General features: G+C 68.9%; 5 protein-coding genes and 2 pseudogenes. 4 read left to right on the top strand and 3 right to left on the bottom strand.

The window, feature by feature from the left end:
* The 3 genes and pseudogenes from ACDELDRAFT_RS17965 to ACDELDRAFT_RS17955 form a co-directional block, all read left to right on the top strand.
* Positions 1-195 (top strand): annotated as a pseudogene (locus ACDELDRAFT_RS17965) (efflux RND transporter periplasmic adaptor subunit); the annotation flags it as partial.
* A gap of 11 nt (positions 196-206) precedes the next feature.
* Entirely contained in the window at positions 207-986 is a 780-nt protein-coding gene (locus tag ACDELDRAFT_RS17960; RefSeq protein WP_005799407.1) for an ABC transporter ATP-binding protein, read from the top strand.
* Positions 986-2,191, top strand: coding sequence for an ABC transporter permease (locus ACDELDRAFT_RS17955; RefSeq protein ID WP_005799406.1), 1,206 nt, complete (start codon positions 986-988; stop codon positions 2,189-2,191). The genes ACDELDRAFT_RS17960 and ACDELDRAFT_RS17955 overlap by 1 nt, the downstream gene beginning before the upstream one ends.
* 116 nt (positions 2,192-2,307) lie before the next feature.
* On the opposite strand, the gene ACDELDRAFT_RS17950 is transcribed toward ACDELDRAFT_RS17955, so the two are convergent.
* Positions 2,308-2,697, bottom strand: a complete 390-nt coding sequence (locus ACDELDRAFT_RS17950) for an Hsp20/alpha crystallin family protein (RefSeq protein WP_005799404.1) — start codon at positions 2,695-2,697, stop codon at positions 2,308-2,310.
* Positions 2,698-2,790: 93 nt separating this feature from the next.
* Between ACDELDRAFT_RS17950 and ACDELDRAFT_RS17945 the strand changes: the two genes are divergently transcribed.
* Positions 2,791-4,137, top strand: coding sequence for a branched-chain amino acid ABC transporter substrate-binding protein (locus tag ACDELDRAFT_RS17945; RefSeq protein ID WP_005799403.1), 1,347 nt, complete (start codon positions 2,791-2,793; stop codon positions 4,135-4,137).
* Positions 4,138-4,537: 400 nt separating this feature from the next.
* Here the strand turns inward: ACDELDRAFT_RS17945 and mltB are convergent, their stop codons facing one another.
* Together mltB and ACDELDRAFT_RS17935 are read right to left on the bottom strand one after the other, a co-directional pair.
* Positions 4,538-5,641: a lytic murein transglycosylase B gene (mltB, locus tag ACDELDRAFT_RS17940; protein WP_005799401.1), complete on the bottom strand. Its 1,104-nt coding sequence runs from the start codon at positions 5,639-5,641 to the stop codon at positions 4,538-4,540.
* A 9-nt stretch (positions 5,642-5,650) separates the two neighbouring features.
* Positions 5,651-6,209, bottom strand: a pseudogene (locus tag ACDELDRAFT_RS17935) (DUF3488 domain-containing protein); the annotation flags it as partial.

Genomic DNA, 6,209 nt, shown 5'->3' with positions numbered 1-6,209 from the left:
CCTGGCGCCAGCGGCGATGCGGCCGACGGCGCGGGCCGGGTGCGCCAGGTGTGGGTGCTCAAGGATGGCACGGCCCATGCCGTGAATGTGCAGGTGGGCATCAGTGATGGCCGGCGCACCGAGGTCAGCGGCGAAGGCCTGGCCGAGGGCATGGCCGTCATCACCGACCAGCGCTCCACCGGGGCTGCCAAATGAGCGAGACCGCCATGGCTGCACCCGCCGCTGCGGCGGCCGGCGCAGGCGCGTTCCCTCTCATCCGATTGCGCGGCGTGACCAAGGTGTACGGAGAGGGCGCGCTGGCCTTCCAGGCGCTCAAGGGCGTGGATCTGGACATCACGCAGGGCGACTTCGTGGCCATCATGGGCCCCAGCGGTTCCGGCAAATCCACGGCCATGAACACCCTGGGCTGCCTGGACCGGCCCACCGCGGGCGAATACCTTTTCAAGGGCGTGCACGTCGAGTCGCTCTCGCGCGACGAGCGCGCGCTCCTGCGCCGGCAATACTTTGGCTTTGTGTTCCAGGGTTTCAACCTGCTGGCGCGCACCTCGGCGCAGGAAAACGTCGAGCTGCCCCTGCTGTACCGGGGTGAGTCGGCAGCGTCGCGCCACGCTGCTGCGGCTCGCGCACTCGATGCCGTGGGCCTCAAGGGCTGGGAGCACCACACCCCGTCCGAGTTGTCGGGCGGCCAGCAGCAGCGCGTCGCCATTGCGCGCGCCATCGTCACCCAGCCGGCCGTGCTGCTGGCCGACGAGCCCACCGGCAACCTCGACACCCAGCGCAGCCAGGAAATCATGGAACTGCTCTGGCGGCTCAATGCCGATCAGGGGATCACCGTGCTGATGGTCACCCACGAACCCGACATGGCCGCCTATGCTCGGCGCATCGTGCGGTTCGTCGACGGCAAGGTGGACAGCGACGCGGCCAATCCGCACCCGGCGGGCCTGCGCGCCTCCGGTCCGGCCGAGCCCAGGGCGGAGGTGGCCTGATGCTTTTGAACACCCTTCTTCTGGCCCTGCGCTCGATCCGGCGCAACCTGATGCGCTCGTTCCTCACCATCCTGGGCATCGTGATCGGCGTCAGCGCTGTCATCACCATGGTCACGCTGGGCAATGGCGCCACCATGGCGGTGCAGAACCAGATTTCCGGCCTGGGCACCAACCTGCTGCAGGTGCGCCCGGGCCAGCGCATGGGCCCCGGCGGCGGCTCGGGCGCCCCCGCCTTCAAGGACACCGACGCCGACACCATCGCGCAGCAGATCGGCGGCATCCTGGCCGTGGCACCCGAGGCGCGGGCCAGCGCCACCGTGGTGGCAGGCGGGCGCAACTGGACCACCAGCATCATCGGCAGCACCAATGCCTGGCTCCAGACGGGCAACTGGGCCGTGCGCACCGGGCGGGTCTTTTCGGAAGCCGAGCTGCGCGCGGGTGCTGCCGTGTGCCTGATTGGCGAAACGGTGCGGCGCGAGCTCTATGGCATGCGCGATGCCGTGGGTGAGCAACTGCGGGTGAAGGCGTTTTCGTGCGAGGTGGTGGGCGTGCTGGCTTCGAAGGGGCAGGGCGCCTTCGGCAACGACCAGGACGACACCGTGCTGGTGCCCCTGCGCACGCTGCAGCGCCGCGTCACCGGCAACACGCGCGTGAACACCCTGCTGGTGTCCATGCAGGACGGCAGCGACCCCGAGCGGGTGAAGGCCAGCCTGACCCAACTGCTGCGCGAGTTGCGCAAGCTCTCCGACACCGACGAGGACAACTTCAACGTGCTCGACACCAAGCAACTGGCCGACACGCTCTCGGGCACCACCAAGGTGCTCACGATGCTGCTGGGTGCCGTGGCGGCGGTGAGCCTGCTCGTGGGGGGCATCGGCATCATGAACATCATGCTCGTGAGCGTGACTGAACGCACCCGAGAGATCGGCCTGCGCCTGGCCATTGGCGCGCTTGAGCGCGAGGTGCTGCTGCAGTTCCTCATCGAGGCCGTGGTGCTGGCCTCGCTGGGCGGGCTGATCGGTATCGTGCTGGCCACGGGGGCATCGGTGGGCTTGTCGGCCCTGATGGACGTGCCTTACCTCTTCAATCCCGGCGTCAACCTGCTGTCGTTCGTGTTCTCGGCCGGCATCGGGGTGGTGTTCGGCTACTTTCCGGCGCGCCGCGCAGCCCGCATGGACCCCATCGACGCATTGCGGCATGAATGAGGCCGCCGGCGCGGTGCCACGCGCCGGTTGGAGGATCCATTCCGGCACGAAAAAGCCCGTTCCGCAAGCGGAACGGGCTTTTTTTGCTATTGAAGGTATAGCGTTTTTGCGGCAGCTCAGTGCACCGTGATCTGGGTGGCACGGCTGGCGGGCGCGGCGCGCACCAGGGTGAGCGTGAGCACGCCATTCTCCAGCTTGGCGGTGCTGGCGGCTGCGTCGATGTCGTCGGCCAGCTCCCAGGCGCGCTGTACCTGGCGCGGCGCGCCTTCCACGCTCTGCACTTGCACGACCTTGCCTTCGATGCTGATCTGCAGCTGCTCGCGTGCCAGGCCCGGCACGTCAAGTTGCAGCGTGGTGGCCTTGTCGTCGGCGGTCACTGTGACGCCTGCCGTGCTGGCGCGGGCCGGCGCCGAGAGGGCGCCCATCAGAAAGCGCTGCAGCGCCAGATCGGCGGAGCGGGGGGCGTTGGCGTAGGCGGCGCGGCGGATCACGGGGGCGAAGATCATGGGGGTAACTCCTATACACTGCGCGGCTCTCGGTGTGGTCGCCGCATGGTCCAGAGGTGTGTGCACCCCCGTCTGTTTCAAGGGAAGAAACGCATGAATAAATCGTACGCCGCGGGCTTGAAAACGGGCGCTGCGACCCTACGCCGGGGCCTGTGCGCGCTGGCTGGCGCGGTTGCCGTAGGCCTTTGGGCCCTGCCCGCTTCCGCCGCGCCATCTCCGGGCACCGCACCGGCCGCCACGGCAGCGCGTCCCGTCAAGCTGGCGCTGATCGAAAGCCTTTCAGGGCCGTTTGCCAACACGGGCGAGGCCGTGTTTCGCAATGTCTTCTGGGCCATCGAACGCGTGAACGCACGCGGCGGCGTGCACCTGCCCGCGGCCGCTGGCGGGGCGCGCCCCCTGGCGCTCGAGCGGTACGACAGCAAGGGCCAGAACGAAGAGGCCCTGTCGGCCCTGCGTGCGGCCATCGACGACGGTGCGCAGATCATCCTGCAGGGCAATTCCTCGGCCACGGCGGCGGTGCTGATCGACGCCATCAACAAGCACAACGAGCGCGATCCAGGCCGGCGCGTGCTGTTCCTCAACTACTCGGCGGTGGACCCCATCCTCACCAACGAGAAATGCAGCTTCTGGCATTTCCGCTTCGACGCCCATGCCGACATGCGCATGGCCGCGCTCATGGAGGTGATGCGCGAGGACCAGTCGCTCAAGAGCGTGTACCTCATCGGGCAGGACTACAGCTTTGGCCAGGCCGTGCTGCGCGAAGCCAAGCGGCAACTGGCCGCGCAGCGCCCGGACGTGGCCGTGGTGGGCGACGAGCTGCACCCCGTGGGCCGCGTGAAGGACTTCGCGCCCTACGCCGTCAAGATCAAGGCCAGCGGCGCGCAGGCCGTCATCACCGGCAACTGGGGCAATGACCTCACGCTGCTGGTCAAGGCAGCGCGCGAGGTGGGCTTCAATGGCAGCTTCTACACCTTCTATGGCAACGCGCTGGGCGCACCCGCCGCGCTGGGCGACGCCGGCGTGGGCAAGGTGGTGGCGGTGGCCGACTGGCTGCCCAACGTGCCCGGTGCGCAAAGCGAGGCTTTCTACCGTTCTTTCCGCAGCCGGTTTCCCAAGCCCGAAGACGACTACGTGCACATGCGCATGCAGCTCATGGTCGAGGCGCTGGCGCAGTCCATCGAGCGCGCGGGCAGCACCGACATGGTGGCCGTGGCGCGCCAGATGGAAAAAGCCAGCGTGCAGCTGGCGGGCCAGGGCGGCAGCATGCGTGCGGCCGACCACCAGTTCCAGCAGGCCCTGGCCGTGGGCGTGATGGAAAAGAAGGGTGCGCCCGGCGTGAAATTCGATGTGGAAGGCTCGGGCTACGGCTTTCGCGTGGTGCGGCAGATCACGGCCGCCAAGGCCCAGCAGCCGCACACCTGCACCATGCAGCGCCCCTGAGGGGGGATGGGAATCACGCGCAGGCCCCTGCGCAGTGTGCGTCGGTCGCTGGCATGCCGGGCACTGACGCACTGACGCACTGACGCACGAAGCCAAACGTTTAACGTTAGTTTCCGACAGCTCCCGACAGCTCCCGACAGCTCCCGACAGCGGCCACGCACCAGGGCCGGTCGTGGGGCCTGCACCTGGCGAAAGGCCGTCCCCCTCGCGGCGTTGCCGACCGGTCGGGCTTTCTGTCAGCGGGCATGGCGCAGACCCCAGTCCGCACAGACTGGCTCTCGACCCCCATGCCTCAGAGAACGCGGGCCGTGCTCTGCACGGGTGTCCTGCCTCAGCGCGCGGTGATGCAGCGCGCCGGGCTCGCGCCCTGGCCTGGATGCCCCCGGGCCAAGGGCGACGGTCAGGGCCGCGCGGCGGCCCGCGCCGCTGCCACCTCGCGCCCCAGTTCGATCACCGCCATGGCGTAGTAGCTCGACCAGTTGTAGCGCGTGATGGCGTAGAAGTTCTCGGTGCCCGCCACGTAGCTGCGCGCATCGTCGCCGTTTTGCAGCTCGACCAGCGCCAGCGGGCCCGCGTGCTGCGCGCCCGCCGCGTCCAGCACGGCGCCTTTGGCCTGCATGCTGGCGGGGCTGAAGCTGGGCAGGATGTCGGGGGCCAGCAATTCGTCGAGCTGCAGGCGGGCGGGGTCGAACTGCACGGCGTAGTGCGTGGGCATGCCCGGCTTCCAGCCATGGGCGACAAAGTAGCTGGCCACCGAGCCGATGGCGTCAGCGGGGCTGTTGAACAGGTCCACGCGGCCGTCGCCGTCGAAATCGATGGCGTAGCGCACCCAGCTGGACGGCATGAATTGCCCCAGGCCCATGGCGCCGGCGTAGCTGCCCCGCGGCTCGAACGGGTCGACGTTGGTGCGGTGCGTCAGGCTCAGGAACTGCTCCAGTTCACGCTGGAAGAAGGCCTGCCGTTCGGCGGCGCGCGGGTGCGCGGCGGGGAAATCGAAGGCCAGCGTGGCAAGCGCGTCCATCACACGGAAGTTGCCCATCTGCTGGCCGTAGATGGTCTCCACGCCAATGATGCCCACGATGATCTCGGCAGGCACGCCGAACTCCCGCTCGGCGCGCGCGAGCGCCTCGGCGTTGTCCTGCCAGAAGCGCGTGCCGGCGCGGATGCGCACCGGGTCGATGAAGCGGCTGCGGTACACCCGCCAGTTCTTGGCCGTGCCCTTGGCCGGCGGCAGCATGAGCTTGGGCACCTGGGGCAGGAAGCGGGCCTGCCCGATGGCCTGGCGCACCCATTCGCGGTCGAGGTCGCGGCGCTCGGCCAGGTCGTCGGCAAACTGCAGCGCCTCGGGCCGTGTGGCGTAGAGGACGCTGCTGCCCACGGCGGCAGCGCTGGCGGTTGCCGGGGCGGCCGTTTTTCGGGGTTTTGGGTGTTTTTGGGCTGCAGCGCTTACTGGCAGTGCGCAAGCAGCTATCCAAAATATAGCGGTTGAGAGGGTCTTCAGCATGGTGTGGGCTCAGGGGCGCGGTGCCGCACTGGGCCAGGGAAGGTTTCGGAATTCGCGGCGCAGGGTGGTGAGCGCGTGGGCGGGGTGGGCGGCATAACGCAGTTGTTCGAGCCGCAGCAGCCAGTCGCTCACACCCTGGGCCTTGTCGCCAAATTGTGCCCGCACACGCTCGGCCATCGCCCGCGGTGGCAATGTGTCGGGCAGGGGCAAGCCGCCACGGGCCAGGCGCTGGCGGGCACGGCCCAGCAGGCGCAGCCACGGATCATGCTGGCTGCGCTCCCACAGTGTCCAGCCGCCGCCGCCCAGCGCCGCAATGCCCACCAGCGTGGCCAGCAGGGTGACAAGGTCCTGCCAGCTGGGCGATTCGAACCCCAGGGTCTTGAGCAGGTCGAGCTGGCGGCTCTGCGTGTAGTTGAGCACCCACTGGTTCCAGCGGTTGTTCACGGCTTCCCAGGCGGCACGCAGGCTTTGCACCACGCCGGGACCCATCACGGTGCCCATCGCCGTGGCCAGTGCGCCGCGCGGTGCCTGCAGGCGCTGGAACGCGCCGGTGCGGCCGGGGGCCACG

The organism is Acidovorax delafieldii 2AN, from assembly GCF_000175235.1.
GTDB lineage: Bacteria > Pseudomonadota > Gammaproteobacteria > Burkholderiales > Burkholderiaceae_C > Acidovorax > Acidovorax delafieldii_B.
Note: the sequence above shows the minus strand (reverse complement) of the source record. Positions and strands in the feature narration are given on the sequence as shown.

Excerpts from the sequence above, each read along its gene's own strand:
- ACDELDRAFT_RS17960 (WP_005799407.1), top strand. The coding sequence starts at position 207 with ATGGCTGCACCCGCCGCTGCGGCGGCCGGCGCAGGCGCGTTCCCTCTC.
- mltB (WP_005799401.1), bottom strand. The coding sequence starts at position 5,641 with ATGCTGAAGACCCTCTCAACCGCTATATTTTGGATAGCTGCTTGCGCA.
- ACDELDRAFT_RS17955 (WP_005799406.1), top strand. The coding sequence starts at position 986 with ATGCTTTTGAACACCCTTCTTCTGGCCCTGCGCTCGATCCGGCGCAAC.
- ACDELDRAFT_RS17950 (WP_005799404.1), bottom strand. The coding sequence starts at position 2,697 with ATGATCTTCGCCCCCGTGATCCGCCGCGCCGCCTACGCCAACGCCCCC.
- ACDELDRAFT_RS17945 (WP_005799403.1), top strand. The coding sequence starts at position 2,791 with ATGAATAAATCGTACGCCGCGGGCTTGAAAACGGGCGCTGCGACCCTA.